The 1,789-nt window shown below is 68.3% G+C and carries 2 pseudogenes; both read right to left on the bottom strand.

The annotated features are described in order from the left end of the window. Nucleotides 1–499: 499 nt before the first annotated feature. Nucleotides 500–1,330: pseudogene (locus AC0699_RS39670) on the bottom strand (transposase); the annotation flags it as partial. A 166-nt stretch (nt 1,331–1,496) separates the two neighbouring features. After that, a pseudogene (locus tag AC0699_RS39665) lies at nt 1,497–1,637 on the bottom strand (helix-turn-helix domain-containing protein); the annotation flags it as partial. Nucleotides 1,638–1,789 lie beyond the last annotated feature (152 nt).

The following is a 1,789-nucleotide window of genomic DNA, read 5'->3' as shown; positions in this document are numbered from 1 at the left end:
CAACGAGCTTCACTACTCGGAGAGTTGCGCGATGGCCGCCTCATGACCAGGGGCTATGCCGAGATCGCTGCTACACCACTCGGCGGGACACCATCCGTACGACAACTGCGGCGGCTGCTGAGGGCTTCGACGCCGGATAAGGCAGGTTGCCGGCGGCCCGCCCAGGGCCCGCGGTTCCCGCGGTCCCGCTCGGAGCGTTCCTGCCCCGTGAGCACGTCGCCCGCGCTTCCGTAACCTCTACTTCGCCGGCGCGGGCACCGTGCTGGCACCACCGCCTCCGGTTCTCAGCCTCCCTGCTGCCCTCAGCCCGGTGAACCGCCGCTTCGACCGCCTCGGCGCAGATACCTGCGCGGCAGTGACGGCTGCCGATATCGACCGACACATGCCCGACACGCCGTCGCTTGGGAATGGGCAGCCGCCCGTGCGATGAAGAGAGACGGTCTGCCGTAAAGGCGCGGAGCAGCTTGGGCAGTAGCCGGACGGCTTGCACGGCTGGTGTCTGGTTCTGCGCGGCCTCGTGCAGTGGCAGGTTGCGCAAGCCGGTGGCGCGTGCGGCGCGGATGCGGTCCTCGCCGCGGGCGCGCTGGCGGTGGCGCAACTCCAGCTCTGCGATGGCGGTGCCGGCGGTGCTGGTGGCAAAACAGGTCAGCCGCATGCCGTTGACGTCGGTCATGCGCAACTGGGCGCCGGTATGAGCCGTTCCTTGCGGACGATCCGAGGTATGCCCGTCGGCCAGCCGTGCAGCACGTCCCCGGCGAGCTCGGCCAGCCAGGACCGTCGCGGATCTCGCCGTCCGGCTCGACGGCTGGCGTCCACGCGCTGGCCGGCATCTTGAGCACCGCTTGTGGATGGCGTCGGTGATGGTCATGCCGACCGAGTACGACAGCCATCGGCCGCGCTGGGTGAGCCAGGCCAGGAACTCGTGCGTGCCGCCCGCCGAAATCGCAGCGGATGAGGGTCTGCCGCCCGCGTCGATACCGCTTGGGCAGCTGGGCCAGGGCCAGACGCGTGGCCTTTGTGATCGGCTGCGGTGTTACTGCAGCCATTCCCGGGCCGCAGTAGCGCAGCCACCGGCTCCCCCGCTCCCACCCGGGCCGTGGTCGACGAACGCCATCAGCGGATGATGGCCATACGTCTTCTTCCAGGTCGCGGCGGCGTCCTGCTTGTCGGAGTGCGCGACGACAATCACTCCGTCGGTGTCCACGACTACCTGCCCGCCCGCGTCCGGCGCCGCCTTGCCCGCCAGCTGCCACACCCGCTCGCGAACCTCGGCCCGCACGGCCCGGATCGCGGACAGAGACCGCTGCCCAGCCGCGGCCAGGACGTCGACCCGCGCCGACCTGGCCAACGACGCCGCGACCGCCGCCCTCAACGCAGACACGGGAATAGGAACGGATACGCTGCTTCACCTGGAAGTGCCTCCGAACCACGCGCGAACAAGGACCTCGACAATCCTCATTCTCGCTAGTCAGAGACACTCTGCACGCTTGTGATCACGACTTCCGGCTCACCCGCAGGCGCCGTGCGACCTCCGGCGGCTTGATCTTCTGCTCGAACAGCTCAGCCGCCTGCATCCGTACCGTCTCCCGGCGCTGACGTCCTGCAGGGGTCAGCCCGCCCCCATCCGCATACCTCACACACCACGGGATACAGACAACACTCCGTGCCGATCAGGGACTTCGAGAAAGATCACCCTAACCTCGCGCTTTCACGAAGCAGGCTGTCCAAGAGCTGATCAGAAACGCGGAAAGTGCCCTTGACCTGCAACGATGGGACTTGCTGAGGGTCC

This window comes from Streptomyces sp. NPDC043870 (assembly GCF_056435785.1).
This window is presented reverse-complemented; position numbering and strand designations above follow the sequence as displayed.